Below are 23,068 nucleotides of genomic sequence, written 5' to 3' on the forward strand. Positions count from 1 at the left end.
TTGCGTAGTGAACAATCATTGTATTTGTACTTAACAACTGGAGTTTAGTTTCACATATCAGTGCTGCCGCATATCTTGTGTTCTTCAGTAAAACAGAACTAATGTCTAAAGAGCCTTGTTTATTCCTTTGTTGTTTGGAACACTAATGAGATGTAACCATCTCTTCAGCTATTTTGATCAGATCCTCTTTACTTAGATTGCTGTCCGCATTATTGGATATTTCATATAACAAATGATTGTGATCGTCCCTCCATCCAATCCGATGGTAAGTAACGGAATTAGTTTCTCTATCTCTGGTATCGGATTGAATATAATAGACCTCATTACCTTGAATGTTCAGCTTCTCGGATTTAGCCTCATCGTTCTGGAATATGGTCACTTTGGAGTCAGGGAGTATTTTTGTTGCCGTTACAGTTACAATGTTCTTCCCATTGACATAGCGTGCCAAAGAGAAGTCAGCCTTGTTCCAATTCAGTTTTTGAATATACACCCGTTGCCCATCCGAAGAAGATTCAGCTTGTTTTTTCAGGTCGTCTGTTAACTTCAGGTAAGCAGGATCTGCGAGATGATTTGTATACAGATCGGCAGGATAAACGTATCCGTAATCAAACCGGTACCCTTGAGGAAGGTGCGTTATTGATTTTAAAACGGGAGCCTGCGTCCGCTTAATTTCAGCTTGTAAACTGCTGAAATTAGAATATTTGATCCATTTATATTCAAATTTTACGGGATTTGATTTATCCGCGTTATTAATTAACTCATCTTTGACATAATAGGCTACGTAATCCCCAGGTTGCAATTGTTCTTTGATCTGATTTGTGTAAAAGCCCAGTCTTTTTGTGTAATTTGTAACAAAGTCAGTAGGCTCTTTGGCGGCGGCAGTGTTTAGTACCACCTCGCCTTTATGGTTAAGGAATTCAATATATTGTGAGGCCGCATACCCTGTCACTGATACTCCAAGAACGAACATTGCTGTTAGCCCGGGAACCACGACTCTTTGACGAACGCGTGCTCTGGCATGCAAGCCTCGCTTGTGAACTGCCAGCTTATGGACCCGAGTCATGACTTTGTCAGTGACATCAAAATTCTGAAACTCCTCTTCGATTAAGAGATCCATTTCTTTCAGATTTTCGTTTTGAGAAGTACGTTGTAATTTTGGCATAGTTCTTCCTCCTTTGGGCTCATCCATTTTTTGAGTTTGATTTTGGTTCTGGCAAATTTTTTCTTGACGGCATCGGGACTTTTATTCAAAATTTCAGCTATTTCTGCAAACGATTTTTCTTCAAAAACGCGTAGAATCAGTAGGTTCCGTTCAGCTACATTTAGTTTTGCAAACGCGCGGCTTAGTGGTTCGTTAAAGAGTTGGCTATCCAGCATTTCTGCAGGACTAATGGCAGATTGATCTTGAGCTATTAGTCTGAATTTCCATTTCTGTTGCATTTTTTTTCGACGGATTATGTTTATGCAGTGATGATAAGCCATTTTGTAGAGCCAAGCGGAGAAATTCACCTCAGGCTTATAGAGATTTATTTTCTCATAGGCCTTAACCAGAACGTCCTGAACAGCATCCTCGGCTTCCTGTTTGTTTGATATAAGTCTCCAGCAATACATAAATATCTGTTTTTGGTATTTTTGAACGATATAAACGTAGTCCTGAATTTCGCCCGCTTGTACTCTTTTAATTCTGTATTCAGTTTCCTCATCCATGTTTCTTTAAGGCACCTCCCAGGTATTCGCGATGAAGTTTATATATGTATAACAAACGAGGTAGTTCTAAAGGGACATTTTTTAGAAAAGTCTCTAGATTGTTGTTCAACCATACTCTATACCAATCAAAACTCAAACACTGTAAGAGCAAATTCAACATCTAATCTTCCAATATTAAATAATACATCCTTTGATCCCTGTGGTGAAACTCTTCTCGGCAATCAGTAATCGGACTATGTTCTTGTCCCTCGATGCTTCAACCTGTATGTTTAATCTCCCATATGATTGTTATTAATTAGGTTTGAACTTAAAAATTTGGAGGCGTCGACACGGCGCTAAGATATGAACTTGCAAGTGTATACCGATCGGTTTATAATGATGCAAACGGTATAGAAAGTGAGGCGATCTATGAACAAGCCCCATTCATGTTTCTGAGCCAAATAGCTTATGTATAAATAAAAAATATACTAACTAATGGAGGTATTTTCCATGTCTAAAGTAAATGTAGGCTCTGAGAATGAACAACCAATTGAACTGTATTATGAAGATCATGGTGCGGGAAAACCAATTATTCTGATTCATGGCTGGCCTTTAAGTGGACGATCCTGGGAGAAGCAAGTTCCTGCCCTGATTGAAGCGGGTTACCGTGTTATCACATATGACCGTCGTGGATTTGGTCAGTCTTCCCAACCTTGGGATGGTTATGACTATGATACTTTCGCTTCAGATTTGCATAAATTGATTCTGCACCTTGATCTGCGCGATGCCACATTAGTCGGATTCTCCATGGGTGGCGGCGAAGTTGCACGCTACGTGGGAACTTACGGAACTGAGCGCGTTTCTAAAGCTGTATTTGCAGGAGCGGTTCCTCCCTATCTCTATATAACCGAAGACAACCCTCAAGGAGGATTGGATGATGCAACGATTGCAGAATTCCAAAACGGGGTAAAAGCGGATCGTTTAGCTTTCCTGGATGGTTTCACAAACAACTTTTTCGCTGCTGGAGACCGTACAGACCTTGTGAGCGAACCATTCCGTATCTATAATCGGGATATTGCAGCTCTGGCTTCACCTAAAGGCACCTTGGATTGTATTGCTGCCTTTGCCCTTACTGATTTCCGTCAGGATCTGGAGAAGTTCAACATTCCAACACTGGTTATCCATGGCGATTCAGATGCTATCGTGCCTTTGGAGGTAAGCGGACAGCGTACTCATGAATCCATCCCTGGCAGCCGTCTGGTCGTTGTTGAAGGTGGACCACACGGATTTAATGCGACCCATTCTGAACAATTTAATGCAGCATTGATCGAATTTTTGCAAGGTTAAATTTAATTCGATTAATGATTTTAGCTAAAAGAACAAAATGAGAGAAAAAGTAGAACGCCTCCTATAGAGGAGACGTCCTGCTTTTTCATTATTTCATAGGATATGCATATAAAGAATGAACACCCTCTTGATCATTGGTAATACACAAAAAGAGCCACTACGCATAAGATTGATGGCTACTTGGTACATTATGAGTATGAACCGATTCGACATTTGTATTGAATTTCGGATGTAAACTTGCACTTATAAACCGATCGGTTTATATTAATACAAACGGTATAGAAAGTGAGGAAGATTTAATGAATAATTTAACTCCCCCATTCACTCGTGAGACAGCAATTCAAAAAACACGTATGGCAGAAGACAGCTGGAATAGCCGAGACCCTCAGCGCGTCTCCCTTGTGTATACTGAGGATTGTTATTGGAGAAATCGGAGCGAATTTATAACAGGCCGCCAAGAAATTGTGTCTTTACTAACTCGAAAATGGGCCAAAGAACTGGACTACCGCCTTATTAAGGAGCTTTGGTCATTTACGGATAACCGTATTGCTGTTAGATTCGCATATGAATGGCATGATGATAGTGGCAATTGGTTCAGATCGTATGGGAATGAGAATTGGGAATTCGCTGACGACGGCTTGATGAAGCGTAGATTTGCTTCGATTAATGATATGCCGATTAAGGAAGAAGAACGAAAATTTCATTGGTCTCTCGGCACACGCCCTGCTGAACACCCAAGCCTCAGTGAGTTAAACCTATGACTCGCACTGTCTTTGAAAAATCCGATGTCATTCCTCTCGTGACTGAGGTATTTCGTGAATTAGGTTATGAGGGCGCATCTTTGAGTAAAATTACAGCCCGTACGCGTCTATCTAAAGGTAGCTTATATTATTTCTTCCCGGGTGGAAAAGATGAGATGGCTGCTGAAATTCTTACTCATATTGATCAATGGTTTATCAAGAACATTTTTGAACCGCTCGAAAAGAATGAACCCCGGGCAGCCATTGATCATATGTGGCAAGAGGTCGATATTTATTTTCAATCCGGTCAGCGGATATGCCTTGTTGGTGCATTCGCTTTGGACGAAACAAGGGATCGATTCGCTGCTGTAATTCGGCAATATTTTATAAGATGGATTGAAGCATTAAGTGCGGCACTAGTTCGAACAGGCATCTCTAAAGAGACTGCTGACCAAATTTCAGAGGAAACCATTGCTAGTATTCAAGGGGGATTAATTCTGAGTAGAGCAATTCATGATGAATCCTATTTTGAACGTATGTTGGCAAATCTGTCACAACGAGTCTCAACTTATGTTTCTGAAAGCAACTCTGGTCACTGACACAAAAGTGTTTTTAGTAAACTGGCGGAATTTCTTCACACGAAAAACAAGTGATTTTTTCTTTTAGCGACTTTATGGGAGGTCAATAACATGAGCAATTTTGTCGCAGATCAATGGGGATTTGTTCGCCGCCAGACAATTGATTATGTGAGGAATATAAATGACTCTGCCTCAGAAATAATTCCAACAGGTTTGAAAAACAATATAAAATGGAATCTAGGCCACATGTATGTTATACATGAGAAGTTCGCTTTCCAACTTACTGGGCAAGAAACCAGATATCCTGCTAATTTTGGTAAGTTGTTTGCTCCAGGAACTAAACCACTTGACTGGAATATAGAGCCTCCAACGATGCCTCAGATAATCGACTTGTTAACCGAACAAATTGAAAGGGTTGAAGCGGTACTTTTAAGCAAATTGAAAGAAGAAATCAATCCTCATTACAAGTCTTCTACAGGACTTATCTTTACAAATGTAGAACAATTACTGGGTTTTCTGATTTACCATGAAGCAATGCACTTTGCAACAATTAAAAATATCAAGAGCATAATTGACAGTTAGGATTAGTAAAAAATTTTCAAAACCAATGTCTCGCCATGAAATATTGCGTTATTTTGATTACATTATTAGTAGTGTCTCTTCACTAAAAGGAACATTCAGAAATCGGACTATGTTCTTGTCCCTCGATATATGTGCATGTAATTTAAAGGCCATCCTTTGTAGGACGGCCCCTTCCTTTTGTTTGAACTGCCTGTCTACACGCTGTTCTAAAATACTTTGTAATTGTTCTCGACAATACTTTCATAATATCTCTGTCTTACAAATGGCTTTACTTATTGTGTAGCTTCATCTGAATGCACTTCGTTAGCGTATTTGGATGGATCATAGAGAACTGCCATTGACTCGTCCCTATTCATTCCGATTGATTCTGCAAAATCTGCTAATGTATCATGATCGCTAATTAGCTTGGCGTCCATGTAATAAGAATAGAACAGCTTCTCTGCTAATTCCTTATCTTTACCAATAGATTTGGCATATTGGGTTAAACGATGAGCATCCAACGTATTGGTGGGCTTCACTTGGTCAATATTATACGAATTTGATGCATATTTTTGCCTGAGTACATCGATCCTTGCGGATTAAGTTCAAAGCTTTTATATTCAATAACCACTTCATTCGGATGGGCGAACTGCTCGAGTGCAGACTCTAATCGTCGTTTCCCAATATAATAAAATGGTACTCCAATATATCGCATCTACTTTTATGGGCATTGTAAAATGGTGTCAAACAATTTTGTAGGGAACACAGACTGTGCTGTAGGAGACAGTTATTCGTTATGTTGATCTTATTAAGGTTTGAGTGACACAACTGATCCTCCTATTAAAAAAGCAGCCCCTTCAGGAGCTGCCTCATGTTATGCCTTATCTTGTAATCTTATCTGTTTCCGCTAACCACGCCAGCTTACTCGGCACCCGGATAAGGATTGATCTTCTGGATCGTTCCGTCTTCGTTGTATTTCAGCTCGGAATATTTAACGCAGCGCTTGTGGTTGACGCCTTCCGACAGGGAGCTGTCGTGATAGAACAGATACCACTTGTCTTCAACTTGCACAATGGAGTGGTGGGTTGTCCAGCCGATAACCGGAGAGAGAATCTCGCCTTTGAACGTGAATGGTCCCATCGGGTTCTTGCCTATCGCATATACGAGCTTATGCGTGGTTCCTGTAGAGTAGGACAGGTAGTAATAGTCGTTATATTTATGCATCCATGGGCCTTCAAAATATCTCCGTTCCTCATCCCCGGCCAGAATCGGATTCCCGTCTTCATCGACAATTGATATCTCGGCAGGCTTGCCCTGGAAGGACAGCATATCGTCACTAAGCAGTGCAACTTGCGGTCCAAGCGCTGGCTGGTCAGGAGCCGGTCCTTCTGCATCTGGCACGAAGCTGCCGGTCTGCCATTTCTCCAGCTGGCCGCCCCAAAGTCCGCCGAAATAGATGTATGACTGATTGTCGTCATCGACCAGTACGGCCGGATCGATACTGAAGCTGCCTTCCATATAATTTGGTTGCGGCGTGAACGGGCCTGCCGGAGACTCTGATGTTGCCACACCCAGACGGAAGATGCCGTCATGATCCCGTGCCGGGAAGAACAGGTAATAAATATTGTCCTTATAAGCGGCATCCGGTGCCCAGAGCTGCTTCGAGGCCCACGGAATATCTCTCAGATGCAACGCTTCGCCGTGATCGACCACCGGGGAATCGAAGTTGTTCATCGAGAGGACATGATAGTCTTCCATTTTATACTGGTCGCCGTTATCGTTGCTCGGCTCGTCATGATCGAGGTCATGGGAAGGATAGATGTAAATTTTTCCCTCGTAGACATGGGCGGACGGGTCCGCAGTGAAGATGTGGGTTACGAGCGGCTGGTGGGGCTTAGGTAGTTGTTGTTGATTCATAAGGCATCTCCTTTGGTATTGGAATAATAGAATCCTTCATAATTAAGGCTGGTGTTCTCTGTACCGTTGCCCAAGGCGCGCAGCCCCAGGTAGACGCCGGTGAAGCAGCTGGCTGAGGCAAGCGAACAAGGGAGGCGCTTCATCGTCCAGCATGTAGGTATGTCTGCGGTCCAGGAATAGCGCTCAAATATCCGGCGATTTACGGTAATTCTTTGATTGCATCCTCAGAATTCGAAGCAAGCGTTTACAATCTCTAATGTTATTGTATAAGCACCGCTTATTCTTTCCTATACACATAATAAAGATCTTTCCCCGAAAAAATGTACAATTCCCGCCCATCTCATAATTCTTATATTCTAAATAAGACTACTTTAATGAAGTGATCTTTTTTGCGTTGTCTTGTCACACATATTACTTCTTCTCCTCTGGATCGCAACCATTCTACGAATTAATTTTTTTGGTGGCATTTTCACTTTAAGAAAACAGCGTTCGGCTCCTTTAAACTATCCTGCCCGTTAGCTTAATCTTTACAGTAGGTTATATTGAACACCACCTAGTTCAGCAACCTCGCGCAGGCGGTGAAAAGATTTACTGTATACTCACACGAGTCTATGGTAGGTTTAGGCAAGCATTTGGCACGAATGTTATATTGTTTGTGTTGTCATCTAGTACATAATAAAGATGTACGATTGATTCTATTCAGCCATGAATATGAGCGTTTATTAGCTTCCCAAAGTGGATGTGAAGCATTCACCAGTAAAATGCAATTAGACGAGATAAAGCAAGGTCATGTATGGTGATTACACAACAACAAATTCTGAGGAGTAATTTTACACTATGATCAATCGATTCATCAGCTTATTTTCCATTCCTTCGTATGCTTTACTCTTTATGTGTATGGCACTACAGGGAATGGGCATTTCACTCAGTACCCCCTTTTTATCTATTTATTTCACGGAACAGCTTGGCGTATCTATTGGTATGTTTGGTCTTTATCTAGCCGTTACACTAATTGCAGGAATATGGATCAGTACACTAATCGGAAGACGTTCTGACCTCGGCTTGAATCGGAAGAGCGTTTATCTTTTCTCTACTCTCTCCAATGTTCTGGCCTTTAGTGGATACTTGTTTATTCAAGATTTTCCGATTTTGTTCATTTACATGACTGTGTTTACTGCCCTTGGTGCACCAGGAATGCCCCAGTTGTTCGCTATTTCTAGAGAAGCAGTGATAAAGAGTCATTTTACGGAGCGTGCGTTTGCTAATTCTACCTTGCGTTCTGCTTTCTCTCTCGGCTTTATTACAGGTCCTTTAATCGGCACTTTATTACTCGCTGCTATTGGATTTAAGGGGATTTTTTGGGGAACGATCGGAGCTTTCCTACTCGTTGCTCTGCTTGTTTTCCTGTTTCTCAAATCAAACACAGAAATGAAGAGCAGTAATGCTGAAGCGAATATAAAAAGTTTCCGACTGGCTCAAAACCGGGATATTCTAATTCCTTTTCTCATTATGATACTCATGTATACGGCTCATTGGATGAGCAGTATAAACACGGCTCTCTTTATTACAAACAATCTTGGCGGAACGACAAGTCATGTCGGTTTAGTCAGCAGTATATGTGCTGCGCTGGAAATTCCCTTTATGATTGTACTCGGTCTACTTAGTGCAAAGTATAGTAACCGAATCTTGGTGTTTTGCGGGGCTATTTTTGGAGGAGCTTATTATTTCGTTATCCTTATCTCGAACGAGATGTGGCAAATGCTTGCAGCACAAATTTTGCTCGCTGTTTTTGTCGCCGTCATTTCTGCGATTGGAATTAGCTACATTCAGGACCTGCTGCCTAGTATGCCGGGATATGCTTCCACACTCTATTCGAATTCATCCACAATCGGCAGGCTGATTGGTAGTCTTGTTGGTGGTGGAGTAGCCAGCATTGTGGGTTACCGATACTCATTTATCTTCTGCTTTATACTTATTATTGTTGCTGCAATTATGCTTGTGGTAAGTGGAAGACAGCCTGTAGATGAACCGCAAATTTCAACCTAACTACGCCGATTCAATGGGATAATGTAGATTTTTAAACTTTTCCAGGTATGGGGTAATTAACATTGGGCACGGCATCATGCTTGATGCACTCCCTAAAAAAGAAACCGACCTTGGTCCTGCAGAAACAGGACCAAGGTCGGTTTCTTTAATTATAGCTGCGAGAAAATCTTATACAGAACTTGAGCAGCTTCTGCTCTGGTTGTCGTTCCGCCAGGACTCAGGGTGACATTGCTTCGCCCGTTTATGAAACCCATTCTAACCATTCCAGCCATGTCATCAATTGCGTACTTTGCTACATTTGCCGCATCTGTAAATCTCTTGAGATCCTCAGCTGTACGGGTCTGCTCGGTTTTCCCAACTGCCCGCAAAGCCCGCATGGTCAGCACAGCCAAATCTTGTCTAGCAATTTCCATTTCCGGATAGAAGCTGCCGTTTGAACCCATGGCGATCCCGAGTGCTTTGGCGATTCCGATTTCCTCATAATAGAGGTCTGTTCGCTTCATATCACTGAAGGTGGTGTTTAACTCTGTTTTGAGATCCAGTGTCCTTACCAACCAAGCTAGATACTCACCTCTTGTGACCTTTTGCTCGGGACTAAAGCTTGTTGCTGATGTCCCGTCGATGAATCCTTTGGACGCCATTGTTTCAACCGCTGGTGCGTACCACGAATCCTTGATGACATCATTGAAGAACTTCTTCGTATAAACAACTGCATATTGACCTGTATTTGCCGCTGGAAAAACCATGGCTTGTAGAGCACTGTCGTATTTGCCATTCAGTAGCTGAACAAATGTACTATTTGCAGCCTCGTACGAAACTGTAAGGTATTTGGAATTGGCCAATTCTTCAACATCAGGAGTATAAGGCAGTCTGATTTCAACCGGTGCATTCAAGGTTGCCATTTCTTCTCCATCTAATTGCACAGAGAATGCAATAACAGGTCTGCTGGCTATCACTGATTTTACATCTGAATGAAGCTTTACAGTATCTAGCCGGCTCAGTGACAGTTCCACATTTTTGGCACCTGATACATACTTCAGCAAATTAGAAGATACTGCAACGGTTCCAAATTCCGTATTAATCTCGATCTTGATGTTGGCATGCGCTGCGGTTAGTGCAGCTGCAGGAAGCTCAACCGCATAGGAATGGGCTCCCTCTGCTTTCGGAATGTCCACCATGATTGTTTTAATTTTACTGCTATTCGCCTTTACATGCTCCAGAGCCTTATTAAGGTCTTCCTGACGGATGGGTGCTCCTTTAGCTTTACCGGTTTTGGTATCCGTCTTTGGTGCCACAATCTTAATCCAATTCCCTTCGACTTTGATGTTTTCAGGAACCGGTGAAGGTGTGGTGACTGACACAGGTGCATCCGTTGACGAGGGTGTTTCCGTAGGCTTCGGATTGATGACTGGATTGCTGATAACGACAGTAAGGGATTGGCTCGCATAATGAGTTGCCGTCTCTTTATATCTTACTTCATAGATTCCGTTGCCAAGACCTGCAACCTCTGTGCCTGTGATCGCATTCCAGCTGCCAGCGTCCATTCCTACTAGCCGATATTCCATTGCAGGACTTACACCTGTGATCTTACCATCCTTGGCCCCAGCTGCACTGACATTTACAGCCTTGACCTCTGCACTGGACGGCGGACTTTGCTCCTGCTTGGTTCCGTCAGGCACAACGATCAGGATAGCAGGACTTGGATTGCTCATATCCGTCCCGGCGTACCGGAGCTCATAGCTGCCCACCTCTAGGCCTTCAATGCTGGATCCACTAACCGGCATGTAACCACCTTGATCCACCTTTCGGTACTCCATATCGACAGTCACATTTTCAATTCTGCCATCATTCCCGCCTGCCGCTGTAGGCGGTGTAATGACGAGTCCTTCCACTGTTGGTGCCTCTCTATCTGCCTTGGTTTCATTACGAATGTCCACGGTTACCGGCGGACTTGCCTTTAGGCTGTCTGTGGCTGCATACCGGATCTGATAGCTGCCAGGCTCCAGATCGTTGATACTTGAACCTGTAACAGGTGTGTAGTCCTCTTCGCCCAGCTTCCGGTATTCCATCGTATCATTCAAACCCTCAATTATGCCTTTTATGCCGGTATCCGAATTGGCGTGTGAGATCACCCACCCACTCGCATCGGGTGCAGCCTGCTCCTGTGTCTGCCCTTCCGGAATAACGACTTCCTTATCCAGGCTGACGCTCAGCGAACCGGTCTTCATATACCGGACATAATATTTACCGGCGGTGAGACCTGTGACCTCAATTCCTGCAATTGCAATATATTCTTCTTCGCCTTCCTTCTTATACTCCATTTCTGTTGTCACACCGATCAGTTTGCCGTCATCTCCATCAGGAATGGACGGTGCCACACCTGCCGGTGTTACTGGAGCCTCACGATCAGGAATGGGTATGGCCTGGTGAACTTCCCATTCCCATAGGCCTACACCGTTATCGCCTGCCCGCGATTGTTTAGTCAGGGTAACCCGCAGTGCTTTTACATTCAGCACCGAGTCAAACGTGTACGGATTGGAGGATTCCGCTGGAGTATGTTCAACCACTTTGATTCCCTCCGTAACCGTTCCCGCTGTTATCCATTCATCAGTTCCGCTATCCGCCGGGATGTAGGAATATACAATTTGGGTAGGCGGCTTGATTCCGCCGCCATCTGACCACAGCACCAGATTCGAACTCCGGATAGATGCACCCTGCGGCCATTCATATTGCACCCACTCCTCTGCGCCTTCATGACCCCAGGTTCCCCAATGCGAAATGTTGTTGCCATCTTTCTTTCCGTCGTTTACTGCCGCCAAACTCTCCCAAGGTGAGGTGTAGCTGGAAGAAGCATTCGCGAGGAAAGCCATATTGCCGTCATTCGGACTCAGCAGACGCAAATCCGTCAGCAACTTCTTGAGCGCTAGGGCAATTTCCTCGTCTGTGGCATTCATATTCTTGATCACAGCAGATGCTTCTGTCTTCGCTGCTTCGATTGGCGCAAGACCAGGATCTGCAAGGTTCGAAGCATTTAATGTATTTACATAGTTATAGACCTTGATCAGTTCTGACTTATCTACCGCTCCGGTATAGCCGTATACCTTCCATTCCAGAATACCGCTGCCATTAACGGAAGGCTTCATGTCCATACGAACACCTGTAATATAGGTGGGCTCAAAGGTAGTTGTATTGTATTTATTAAGTTCATTGCCCAATCCCTTTATGGCCCGTGGGGTGTACCATTTCCCATCTTCGTCGCGAAGCATTAGCTGCATATCCTTCGGACGGAAGTTCCCGCCGCCGTCCTGGAAGACATATACATCCATAGAAGAGGCCAGGAATGGCTGATCCCATTCATACATCACCCATGCTGGATCTCCTTCTCTACCCCAGTTATGCCATGCACTGTTGGGGGCACCGCGGTTCGGCGAGAAATCTGCCGAGCTTTTAGGTTCAATGCCGTTATTCATCGCTTCCGGATATCCGTCGCCACCAGAGAAGCTAGCGGAAGCCTTGGCTGTCAGCGCCGCATTTTGTAGCTCAGTATTCACGACATGTACGGTAGCCCAAACCTCCAAAGCACTTCCATTGACCTTTCCTCTGGCTTCAAATTGGCCTACACTAGCATAGCTGCTTGGATCTATAGCATCCCAAGTGATTTCCTGCTCTAGATACCCTTCCTCTGACAGAATATAGATTTGTCTAGGAAGTTCTGGTTCAATATCCTTTTTGGTGACAACGCTGAGTGCCCGGTAAACGTCAACGGTATCTTCCTTAATCTCTATCGTTATATCCTTGCTGGCCTTCTTGTCTCCGTCTGCCGCACTGAAGGTAAACGTGTAGGTGCCTGCCGTGCTTACACGCGCATAGGCTGCTGCTTTGTCACCATCCACAAATGAAATGTCCGCTGAACCTTCAGGCTTTTGCTTGACGGCCCAAGTGTACTTCAACTGGGGTTCTTCTGCCTCGCTATGCACAGGGTCAGGAATGGCCTCCCCGGATAATACTACGATACTGTTATTGGCAACATCCTGAACCGCTGTTACTTGGCCAATTGCTGGAGGCTGTTTATCCGGCGGTGAAGCCAGTTCGAAGATTACCTGGCCGGAGCCAGTCAGTTGTCCATCACTTGCGCTAAGCTTAACTGTATATGAGCCTGCTTTGGTACCCGTAGCCTGTGTAATACTTGCTTTTGGGTGAGTAAAGGTTAGCATGGCGCCTTCCGGGGCACTGACCACTTCCCATTGATAAGACAGAGTCCCTTTCGGCGCGCCATCATCGGTTACAATCCCATTCAGCATAAATGGAATCAACGCCTGTGAATGTTGTGTCGCCAGCTCTACAGTAATTTGCGGAGCTTCATTTTCGCCGCCGGCTGACTTTTCAATGATCAATTCAGCACGCTGCACGCTACCCATCTGAAACATGGCAACGCCTTCATTGTCCTGAACATAGAACTGTCCGGCAGCTGCACCATTCAGCTTCATGGTATAGTAGCCATTCTCGATCCCCACTCCATCAAACAAAATCCGTGAAGTATGCTCTTTTCCTGATGGATTCAGGAGCTGAAGTGTAAAACCCTTACCATCTTTTTGAATTTGAGCGCTTTCTACTTTATCACTTTCCAGCTCCAAATAGATTTTCTCATCGATCAGATTGATCCGTTTGCCGAAACCGTCTTTCGGCGTAATGTTGTAGCTGTCTCCTTCGTCACTCACCAGCGCTCCATAACCGAACAACCCGAATATCGGATCTGTAACAATATCAGAGCTGATGCTGAGAAGGGAACCATAGAGGCCTTCTTCCGATTCGCCCGAAAAATCATTCCAGCCGTTACTCATGACGCGAGAGCCGCCATCGTATACGTCCTTCGTACCTGTGCCTCCCTTATACATCGAATATCTCCAAGAGGTACTGCCAACTGAATTAGCCGAAATCTGTCCCATATTGACGGCATTGAAGTTCGAAATCTTCGCGGCATAATTTCGCTGCTGTGCAATGGCCTTCTGCTCCACCGATCTGCCATCATTCTCATACCTTAACCAGTCATCCATAATGTATCCTGCCAAAGACGCAGTATATTGGAAATTCCACCAGCCTTCACCGCCGCGGAAAACGGGCACGGAATAATGGAACCAGGTAGGCTGAATACCGCGCATGGCACGTGTTTTCCAATCGGCCATTTCCATACTTTTCTCAGCTGCACCTGTAAGTGCGTCTGCTGGATAGTACGTGCGCAGTGCTTTCGCTGCTGCATAAGCCCCTTCTTCGCCAGTATTGTCATATTCAAATTCCGACCCGTAAGGATAAGTGGCTCTAGTCATATTCCGTCCCTTGTCGAGGGCGAACTTTTTCTGCAGATTGGCTGACTCGGTCTGCATCCCCTCTTCCTTCAGTGCTTCAATCATATGCGGGACTTGCTGCTCGCCATAGAATCCGATGGCCCCGGTGGAAACACGCTTATAGTAGATGTTATAAGCTTTCTCCAGATAAAACTGAGGCGATTCCCGGTACTCGATCAGATTAGGATAAGCCTTCTGAATCCGGTACATGTTGAAAAATCCGGTAGCTTCCATGATTTCGGAGAACGTACGTGTATAAGGTTTATCTTTGTCAGTGTACGCTCCAGAATCTTTCAGCCAGTTCGCAACGATGTAGCTATCCTGCGTATTCTTCATGTATCGTTCCCACATGAAGTCGATCAGGTATGTCTCGATAGAGCGAATTTCATCGGGACTTGGAGCCAGATAGTTCTTCATCGTCATGAAGTTGATGTTGTCATGGCTCCAGTCATCTCCCCAATGGCTTGTATTGAGATCCATGCCGCTTGAAAGATACCAGTCGAAATAGTTCCCGTAGGTGGGACTTTCCGGATCCTTATCCTGTGTTTGCTGAACCATGAATTCGGAATGGGCATCCGAGATTGCATCCAGCTCGGCTAGAACATTGAATTCAAATTGAGTGAATTTATCCACCCATTCGTTGCCGTCCTTCAGCTTATATTCGATACGCACGCTGTTATTGCCGATCGAATCAAACTGAAGCGAATAGATGTGATGCTGTTCCCCATTTAAGATCTTGGTCTCCACAAACTCAACCGACTCGTTGTAGCCAGGGTTTCCGCCAGGCAGTCCACGTCCAGCCCGCGAGTTGTCAACCATTTCCTTTCTGCTCTTCCCAGGCTTGATAACCGGAATATGCGCTTCGTCAAACGGATCATTCTCTGCCACATTTTGAATATCGATGGTTTGTACATCAACGATACTGTCGTCATAGTGCAGGTCTAGCTTGACAGGCATATTGATCGCTGTCTGGAAGCCCGGCACCGCTACTGCATCAATCATGCCTGATTTATATAGGATGGACCGCAGATTGGCTTCACGGTCTTCCATCGAGGTCGAACTGTTATTTGGGCTTTGGGCGCTTTCCTGCGGCGTATTGTCGCCTCCACGGACTGCTGAGAATTTAAACTTATACGTCTTGGACTCATCCGGGCCTAGGACGAGGCTGGAAGCATCAGTAAAGTATCCGCGTCCCGTTTTTTGGATTTCTTTGGAGTGAATATAGAGCACGTTCAGCCCCGGATACCAGCCGCCACTATCTCCTGTCCAGTTCTTAAAGGTGTCTGCAGCACGCCGCTCTCCTGCTTCATGCATCCAATAATCCACATACTCGATTCGAGCGCCGCTCTCCGGCACCGGAGTGAAGAGCATGAAGTTCCCCTCACCACTGGTGCGGATGGCATAAGAATACCCACTGTCAGCACCTGCGAAATTATGCACCGTCACACGGTCATCATAGGTATCGGATAAGCTCTGGTATTTGTTGTTCCAAGGCATCGGCAAGCCGATATCCCCGAATTCGATATACTGATTGCTTTTGTTCTTCACCGTAATTTCCCAAAGCATTGAACCATCATCGGTCTCCATATCAAAAACGGATTTCACATCGAAGCCCTTCATTACCCGCTGGTCTGTAGAATTTAGGTTCTGTCCAATAAAGCTGACTTCTACCTTCTTGCCGTCTGCTGATGCGGTCTTGTTCATATAGGGGTTATCCGGATTAATGGTCGAATATTGTGTAGATCCACCGGCAGCCAATGTTTTATTGGTATCAACTTCTACAAAGCCGTCCCTGTTATCAGGGAATTGTCCATTGGCACCCGTGCGGTAAGAGAAGATCATTCCCCCCATCCATTGGTGCTGAGTACCATTCTGCGGCGATGTAGTATTAGGCAGGACGAAATTGATTGGCTTCCCCTGTTTATTGGTAGGATTGTTGTTGATATAAAGCTCCTCAATCTGACCTAAGTCGCCAACTTTGGCCGACAGGCTGGCATTGGAGATACCGGTCTTTACCGCAGCCGTCGCGGCCGCAGGCAAAGCGCTAACCTGCAGCGGCAGACTTGAAAATGCCAGGAGCAGCGCGATCATGAGCGGCTTCCACTTCTTCGAAATCATTGTCATTATAACCTCCTGTATATATGTGATCATATCCATTAGGGGTTTAATTCTCTTAAACCGGCAAGTATAGTTTCTTCTACGAAATACCTTTGACCGATCCATCGAAAATGACGTTCATTCTTTCGTCTAAAGTAGAATCTCTAAAGAGTGAAGATAAGGTTCTAAACCTGAATCCGTTGAAGGTTAAAACTGAATTTCGTAAGCGCTTTATTTTCTATGTTACTTGCTGTATCATAAAAAATAAATGCTCGATGCCAACATGAATTTTAAATATTTCAACCTGTTCGGAGGTGCCGGATTGGACTCGCCCATCCTTCATTTCATCACCCCGCCCATTCCCTATTTTATTGATTGCGGCCGTGCTTGTTACGAAGCCGGTGAATATCACATTAGCCGGAGTGACATCGGTGTCTTTGATCTAATTGTTGTTACACGCGGTTCGCTCGCCATTAGCGAGAACGGGACAGAATGGCTTCTGAACCAAGGAGAAGCACTGATCCTTAAGCCGGATGGACATCATTACGGCAGCGCAGCCTGTAAGGCGGAAACGGAAATGATCTGGATTCATTTTCAAACCTTTGGCAGCTGGAGAGAGTCTGCCAACATGGACGAATGTCTCGCCAATCAAGCCGAACTAATTGAGACACATAAGGTGAGCGCATATCTGAACCACTGTGATGTCTGTTCCATCTTCATTCCCAAACATTTGCACATTGCAATCAAAGATATGGAACTTCTGGAGCATTTCTCTCAGCTTGATCAGGAGCCTCAGTCCATGCGCAATTGGAAACGACAGGCGACCTTCCAGCAATTTATGCAGCATCTGGATCTTGGGCTGTCTTCACTGTCAGACGTTGCCGCAATCCGGATTGCCGAGAAAGTTGAACTCTACATCCGCCACAATTACCCGCTACCCATTTCCAATCCGATGCTGCAAAAGGAACTCAACTACCATCCAAACTATCTCGCACGCAGCATGCTGAAAGTGTATGGCATGACACCCATGGAATATCTGCTGCATTACAGAATCGAACAGGCCAAAAAGCTGCTGTTGCAAACCGCCTGGTCCGTTGCTCGCATCGCCGAAGAGATCGGCTTCAATCATGTATCCTACTTCTCTTCCTGTTTCTCGAAAAAAGAGGGCATCTCTCCTTCCAACTTCCGCAGCAAGTTTACCAACTCAGATAAATAAACTGACTCAATCAGAACTGATGCCGTGAAAAAAGTGTCCGCTCACCAAAGATCACGTTATCCTACAGCGCGTATTTTGGGTCTATCGGGCGCTTTCCTTTTGTATACCTTTTTACAGCAGCACTAGTAGACTTCTTTTTATTCGCTTTCGCGAATCCAAACACTCATTTCTCCTTCATCCCGATTGGCCCAAGTGAAGTAAGGAATGAACCGAAGCTCGGCAGGCTGTGTATCCCAGTGAACATCACTGCGATACAGATGTATTCCCCAGTCTTCTTGGGATACGATTCTCTGCCCAATGGTTGTAAGAGCCGGGACCCCCAGAGGCATCTGTTCCCCGCTACCGATGTGAAACTCGGCATCCCGGGGCAGCTGAATGCGATGCAATCCGCGGGCATTGTCGACTTCTTCGAGACAGTACATAAACGGTCCCCGCTGGATGGCTACTTTTCCGAAAGTGGCTTTGATGTGATCATGTCCTTTCATCCGCAGCAACTCCATAGGGAAGTGAAGTTTAATTTCATCACCGGCTTTCCACAAACGGGTCACCTTTATGTAACCGTATTCAAAAGTAAAACCATCTTGTTCGCTCTTCTCCCCATTAATCCACAGCTCGGGAATCTTGCACCAGTCCGGCTTTCTCAGAGCTATCGTAAACTGCATTCCCTCTGGGGAATCAGGCCGAACGATCAGCTTCACATCTCCAGTGGAGGTATAGTCAGAGTCCATGGTTACGGCTGCTCTCCTACCCTCAAGTGTGAATTCCCCATCCCCTCCGATGTACAATTGTACATACAACGTAGCCTGTTCCACGGCCGGGGTATATACATATTGATCCAATGAGGCAATTAATCGCGCAATGTTCGGCGGACAGCAAGCACAACCAAACCACCCTTGCCGGCGTGTTCGCACGTGGGCATAATTAGGATTCACACGTTGCATCTTCGGATCGACTTCAAGCGGATTCACATAGAAGAAACGTTGACCATCCAGAGACATTCCACTAATCACCGTGTTGTACAGGGCTCGCTCCATAACGTCTGCGTACCGGCTATCCTGCTCCATCTGCAGCATGCGCTTCGCCCAAAAGATCAGGCCAATTGAGGCACAGGTCTCTGCGTAGGCGGTATCTCCAGGCAGATCATAATCGCCTGTAAATGCTTCTTCTTTGGCTGATGAACCAATGCTTCCCGTAATGTACATTCGCTTGCTTACGATGTTGCTCCACAACCGTTCACAGGCTTCTTTCAGCGATGTATCCTCCTTCTTCGCAGCTACATCTGCCATAGCGGCGCACATGTACACCAGTCGAACCGAATGGCCTTCTGCTGTCGACTGCTCCCTAATAGGCAGATGGGACTGGGAGTACGTGTGTCGGTGAACCATATCCAACTCTCCAAAATGTATGGTACGGCCCCTTTTCTCCCATTCCTCTACAAAAAAATGCGGACTCGCTCCCCGCTGATCCAGAAAATAACGGCTCAGTTCCAGATATTTCTCTTCTTTTGTCGTCTCATACAATTTGAAGAGTGCAAGTTCAATCTCCTGATGTCCATCATAACCTGGCAATTGTCCCGGCTCTGTACCAAACACGGTGCCCATATGATCCGCCAGGCGAATAACCACATCCAGCAGCGTGCGTTTGCCCGTGGCATGATAGTACGCTACACCAGCCTCAATCATATGTCCTGCACAATAAAGTTCATGACACTCGGCGAGGTTCGTCCATCGCGCCCCAGGTTCACGCAAGGTGAAGTACGTGTTCAAATAACCATCGGCTTGCTGTGCCCGAGCTATGGTCTCAATAACAGAATCCACGAGGACTTCCAGTTCCGCGTCGGGCTTCGCGGAGAGCAGGTACGAAGCTGCTTCAATCCATTTCGCAACATCGCTATCCTGAAAAACCATGCCATAATGAACGCCCTCTTCATCCCCAGCAGCAATGCGGAAATTCCGAATGGCCCGGCTTGGTTCAGCTCCTTCGATACGGTCATTGAGCGCTTCCCATTGATAAGGAACAACTACGTTGCGGACCAGTTCAATATAATGCGACCAGAATGGATCATTGATTTTATGGCTATAACCTGATATCTGTGGATGGTGCGGGACGTCTGGCTTTGTCATGGGAACCTCTCCTAGTTCTTTTTTGATAAGCTTATTTTACAAATCATTACATCAGGTTGAAATCATCATTTCCAACTGAAATTTACATAATTACAACCTTGTTCATATGCTGACCTTGTAACAAATCAGAAACTTGCCCGTTACAGTTCCTCTCGCTGTAAGTGACTCAAAGCCCGTTTTTGTATCTTATCGAGTTGTTTGTCCCATAAGAAATTTGAAAACTGTGCAGAATTTATGCTGCCTGTTAAGATTTAAATTACATCTTATTCTTTAGATGTACTTCTTAACGGTAATAGGACAATGTTCTTGTCCATTCCGGCAATCGATAGAAGCTCTTGTCCTTGGCACGGAATAAAACTCGTACCGATAACATAAAAAAAGCCGCCGATCCTATTGATCAGCGACTTTTTTTGTTTTTTTGATATGATTTTCCGGGATAACTGGAGCGGCAAGTTTTAAGGCAACTTACCACTAATTGTATTACGGTTCGACGTATTATCTGTTGAACGAAGTCGAAGGCACCCAGTAAGGTGCCTTCGATGTTTTAAATCTCTCTCTTTGGCAAGTTGGATAAACGAACTCAAATCCATCAACCAACCTTGCTGGGACACTCGTTCACTGTACAGAACGTGCAAGTGCTGCAACAGAGCCGCGGAAATCGGGTTTGCCGTCAGCCGTCCACAAAAGCTCCGTCACAAATGTATGGCGATTCGGATCGTACAGCGGATCTCCTATAATGTTCTTGTACGTTCTTGCGTGGAACACAAATAACGTCTTTTCGTCGACCTCTGACACCGTGAAGGAATTATGACCGGGACCATACATTGAGATGCTCTCATCTGTCGAGAGAACCGCTGTTTGCGACTTGCGCCATGAGGTGGCATCGAGCAAATCAGCATCCGCATCGGCTTCAAGCAGGCCCATGCAATAATTGAAATCGGTGGCGCTAGCCGAGTAAGAGAGGAATACCCGATTACCCTTGCGAAGAAATGCCGCGCCTTCGTTCACTTTATAACCAATGATTTCCCAGTCATATTCCGGCAGCGAAATCATCGTTTGCGGTCCAGTCAGCGTCCATGGATTGCTCATTTTGGATATATACAGATTAGAATTACCTTCGATATTCGGATCCTTTTGTGCCCATACGTAATAACGGCTGCCATTATGCTCAAAGGTAGTGGCATCGAGGGCGAAGCTTTCCCATTCGGTACGAACCTGCCCTCTTTCCATCCAACTGCCTTCGAGCGGATTGGCATTTTCATTCTCTAGCACGTACATCCGATGGTCGAACAAGCCTTCATTCGTTTCCGTCGTGTGTGCGGCAGCGAAATACACGTACCATTTGTCATCAATAAAATGCAGTTCGGGTGCCCAAATATTGGCACTAAGGATACCAGTCTCGCGCTTTCTCCAGATCACTACAGGAGTTGATGTAACAAGCCCCTCAAGGTTCTGGGCTCTACGGATTTCAATCCGATCATACTCCGGAACGGATGCTACGAAGTAATAATAACCGTCCGAATGTCGGTAAATAAAAGGATCAGCTCTCTGCTCAATTAATGGTTGAATGACGTGTGAAGCTCGTTGTTGAATTTCCATCTTATCACCTGTTTCATCATAATATATACTACCCCTTAACAGCACCTGCAGTCATACCGTCTATGAAATATTTCTGGAAAGCAATAAATAGTATGAAAATTGGAATGATGGAGAAGAAGGAGCCCACAATCAATAGGTCATAGTTATTGCCATAAGGAGTTAACAACGTTTTCAAACCGATTGGAAGTGTATATTTACTCTGATCTCCGAGCACCATGAATGGCCACAATAGATTATTCCAGCTATTCATACCATTCAGAATGGCCATTGCTGCAAAGGATGGCTTCATAATCGGCATAATTAGTCTGAAATAAATCGCATACTCGTTTGCGCCATCAACCCGCCCAGATTGAATAATCTCTTTGGGTATGCTTCGTAGATACTGCCTGAAGAAAAATATCGTCGCGGCATTGGCTATACCGGGCAGAATGATTGCCGAATAGCTATTCACCATTCCCAAATCATTAATTAGGCTGTACAAAGGAACCAGCAGTATTTCGAAAGGCACCATCATAATGAGCAAAACACATATAAAGAGGAAGTTCTTACCTTTAAAATGATATGCTGCAAAACCATATCCAACAAATGCGCTTACAAAAAGTGTTAAAACCACTTGAACGATTGTTAAAATCATACTGTTCCAAAACCACACAAAATAATCATGTTGTCCAGTAAACAGATAGATGAAATTATCAAAACTCATGATTTCAAAATCCAAACTTAGGTTAAGACCATATCTAACTAATGATTCACCGGGTTTAAAGGAAGATAGGGCCACTGCGTAGAATGGGATCATAATTATAACGAATAGTATAATGAATAAACAAATAATTACTATTCTAGAGATGAAATCACTCCTCGTCTGACTTCTGCCCACTTTAATCCTCCTCCTTTTTGAACATTCCACTAAATTTCAACTGCGTTAAATTGATAACCATAGCAATGACTAACAGAACGATTCCAACTGCAGCTGCGTAACCCAGCTTATTCTGCTCAATCCCTTGTCTATACAGGTATCCAACAATGGTTAAGCCAATATTTTTGGGTGAATTGTTACCGTTAAACATCATCAGGCTCTCGGTAAACATGGCTAAACCTGCATAAACACTAATTGTCGTAACATATACCGTGGTCGGCTTCAATAATGGCATTGTGATTGTTCTAAACTTCTGCCAAGCAGATGCCCCGTCAATTGAAGCAGCCTCATAATACTCATTGTCAATGCTTTTCAAACCGGATAGATAGTAAAGCATATTAACACCCGTCCATCTCCAACATGCGAGGATTAACAGTGCTGCCATACTCCAATTTCCGTCTTTCAAAAATTTAATAGGCTCTATACCAAATAGACCTAGGAAACTATTCATTAATGAACCTTCCATTTCACCGAATGTAAGGCGGAAAATGGTACCTGCAACTGCGACAGAAGTCAGTGCAGGGAGAAAGAACGAAGATTTGAAAAATTCTCTTCCCTTCATTAACTTACTGTTGATCATAACGGCGAATAACATTGGAAAAGGAATTAACAGCACTAAGGTTCCTAACATGTACACAACGCTATTTTTAATAGATGTCAAAAACACTTTATCAGTAAGTAATTTCGAATAATTCGCTTCACCAATCCATTTAGGATCCTGTCCTAACATTCTATCTTGAAAGCTCATTACGAATGAATTTACAAGTGGAAAAAACCAGAATATCAAAAATATAAGTATAAATGGCAATACAAAAACATAAGGCGCAACTTTTTGAGAGTATACAAATTTCTTTATCATATTCTCAATCTCCCTTGACTAAGGTTAAACCTGCCGACTAC

General features: G+C 44.6%; 15 protein-coding genes. 6 read left to right on the top strand and 9 right to left on the bottom strand.

Going from position 1 to position 23,068, the window contains the following annotated elements; genetic code table 11:
- Positions 1-142: 142 nt before the first annotated feature.
- Both MHI14_RS14480 and MHI14_RS14485 read right to left on the bottom strand, forming a co-directional pair.
- A complete protein-coding gene (locus tag MHI14_RS14480; protein ID WP_341130600.1) occupies positions 143-1,162 on the bottom strand; it encodes a DUF4367 domain-containing protein in 1,020 nt (339 codons plus the stop codon).
- Positions 1,123-1,707, bottom strand: coding sequence for an RNA polymerase sigma factor (locus tag MHI14_RS14485; protein WP_341130601.1), 585 nt, complete (start codon positions 1,705-1,707; stop codon positions 1,123-1,125). Before MHI14_RS14485 ends, MHI14_RS14480 begins: the two co-directional genes overlap by 40 nt.
- 489 nt (positions 1,708-2,196) lie before the next feature.
- On the opposite strand from MHI14_RS14485, the gene MHI14_RS14490 reads away from it, so the two are divergent.
- The 4 genes from MHI14_RS14490 (at position 2,197) to MHI14_RS14505 (ending at position 4,933) form a co-directional block, all read left to right on the top strand.
- On the top strand, positions 2,197-3,033 hold the full coding sequence (locus MHI14_RS14490; protein ID WP_124114954.1) for an alpha/beta fold hydrolase: 837 nt from the start codon (positions 2,197-2,199) through the stop codon (positions 3,031-3,033).
- Positions 3,034-3,332: 299 nt separating this feature from the next.
- Entirely contained in the window at positions 3,333-3,794 is a 462-nt protein-coding gene (locus MHI14_RS14495; protein WP_341130602.1) for a nuclear transport factor 2 family protein, read from the top strand.
- Positions 3,791-4,372, top strand: coding sequence for a TetR/AcrR family transcriptional regulator (locus MHI14_RS14500; protein WP_133385000.1), 582 nt, complete (start codon positions 3,791-3,793; stop codon positions 4,370-4,372). Before MHI14_RS14495 ends, MHI14_RS14500 begins: the two co-directional genes overlap by 4 nt.
- 90 nt (positions 4,373-4,462) lie before the next feature.
- On the top strand, positions 4,463-4,933 hold the full coding sequence (locus tag MHI14_RS14505) for a DinB family protein (protein WP_091029778.1): 471 nt from the start codon (positions 4,463-4,465) through the stop codon (positions 4,931-4,933).
- A gap of 272 nt (positions 4,934-5,205) precedes the next feature.
- On the opposite strand, the gene MHI14_RS14510 is transcribed toward MHI14_RS14505, so the two are convergent.
- Both MHI14_RS14510 and MHI14_RS14515 read right to left on the bottom strand, forming a co-directional pair.
- Complete coding sequence (locus MHI14_RS14510; RefSeq protein WP_341131703.1) at positions 5,206-5,502, bottom strand: DsbA family protein; 297 nt, start codon at positions 5,500-5,502, stop codon at positions 5,206-5,208.
- Between the two features lie 331 nt (positions 5,503-5,833).
- Entirely contained in the window at positions 5,834-6,829 is a 996-nt protein-coding gene (locus tag MHI14_RS14515; protein WP_341130603.1) for a glycoside hydrolase family 43 protein, read from the bottom strand.
- Between the two features lie 837 nt (positions 6,830-7,666).
- Here MHI14_RS14515 and MHI14_RS14520 point away from each other — a divergent pair.
- Positions 7,667-8,875 (top strand): sugar efflux transporter, encoded by a 1,209-nt coding sequence (locus MHI14_RS14520; protein ID WP_341130604.1) that lies wholly within the window; start codon positions 7,667-7,669, stop codon positions 8,873-8,875.
- 149 nt (positions 8,876-9,024) lie between these two features.
- Here MHI14_RS14520 and MHI14_RS14525 read toward each other — a convergent pair whose 3' ends face one another.
- Positions 9,025-16,341 carry a DUF5695 domain-containing protein gene (locus MHI14_RS14525; RefSeq protein WP_341130605.1) on the bottom strand — a complete coding sequence of 2,439 codons (7,317 nt, stop codon included), beginning with the start codon at positions 16,339-16,341 and terminating at the stop codon, positions 9,025-9,027.
- 256 nt (positions 16,342-16,597) lie between these two features.
- On the opposite strand from MHI14_RS14525, the gene MHI14_RS14530 reads away from it, so the two are divergent.
- Positions 16,598-17,530, top strand: a complete 933-nt coding sequence (locus MHI14_RS14530; RefSeq protein WP_341130606.1) for a helix-turn-helix transcriptional regulator — start codon at positions 16,598-16,600, stop codon at positions 17,528-17,530.
- A gap of 137 nt (positions 17,531-17,667) precedes the next feature.
- Here MHI14_RS14530 and MHI14_RS14535 read toward each other — a convergent pair whose 3' ends face one another.
- The 4 genes from MHI14_RS14535 to MHI14_RS14550 form a co-directional block, all read right to left on the bottom strand.
- On the bottom strand, positions 17,668-19,653 hold the full coding sequence (locus MHI14_RS14535) for a glycoside hydrolase family 127 protein (RefSeq protein WP_341130607.1): 1,986 nt from the start codon (positions 19,651-19,653) through the stop codon (positions 17,668-17,670).
- A gap of 615 nt (positions 19,654-20,268) precedes the next feature.
- Entirely contained in the window at positions 20,269-21,252 is a 984-nt protein-coding gene (locus MHI14_RS14540) for a glycoside hydrolase family 43 protein (protein ID WP_341130608.1), read from the bottom strand.
- Positions 21,253-21,280: 28 nt separating this feature from the next.
- Positions 21,281-22,099 carry a carbohydrate ABC transporter permease gene (locus MHI14_RS14545; RefSeq protein WP_397352003.1) on the bottom strand — a complete coding sequence of 273 codons (819 nt, stop codon included), beginning with the start codon at positions 22,097-22,099 and terminating at the stop codon, positions 21,281-21,283.
- 31 nt (positions 22,100-22,130) lie between these two features.
- A complete protein-coding gene (locus MHI14_RS14550; RefSeq protein ID WP_062834705.1) occupies positions 22,131-23,027 on the bottom strand; it encodes a carbohydrate ABC transporter permease in 897 nt (298 codons plus the stop codon).
- Positions 23,028-23,068: the final 41 nt, after the last annotated feature.

The organism is Paenibacillus sp. FSL K6-2393 (assembly GCF_038002545.1).
In the GTDB taxonomy this organism is placed as follows: domain Bacteria; phylum Bacillota; class Bacilli; order Paenibacillales; family Paenibacillaceae; genus Paenibacillus.